We start from the raw sequence: 335 nt of genomic DNA, 5'->3' as shown, positions 1-335 counted from the left end.
AAGGAGAATCCACCCGATAGTGTCCTTGCATGCCTATCCCGTCGATTCGTACTCCCTGATTTCTGAGTTTGGTCGCCATTTCCAATATGGCCTTTCGCTTAGCCGGTTTCCAGACATTGTAATCATTATAATAAAGCGCAGCAGCAGGATCTACTTCGTGCGCTTTTTCAAAAGCTTTTTTGATAAAATCTTCCCCGATCAGGTTGTACCAATGCGTTTTGCGCCAAGTACCATCGTCCTCAAAAGCCTCATTGACCACATCCCAACCGTTAATTTTTCCTTTGTACCTGCCCACCACCTGCTCAATATGGTCTTCCATTCGTAGCGTGAGTTCT

General features: G+C 45.7%; 1 protein-coding gene. It reads right to left on the bottom strand.

Translation table 11 applies throughout. The features are described 5' to 3' along the window. Window positions 1–335 (bottom strand): endo-1,4-beta-xylanase (locus ACNKXV_RS13745; RefSeq protein WP_417908291.1); only part of this gene is annotated, 335 nt, incomplete at both ends.

The organism is Christiangramia aquimixticola, assembly GCF_048285835.1.
Lineage (GTDB): Bacteria > Bacteroidota > Bacteroidia > Flavobacteriales > Flavobacteriaceae > Christiangramia > Christiangramia aquimixticola.
This window is presented reverse-complemented; position numbering and strand designations above follow the sequence as displayed.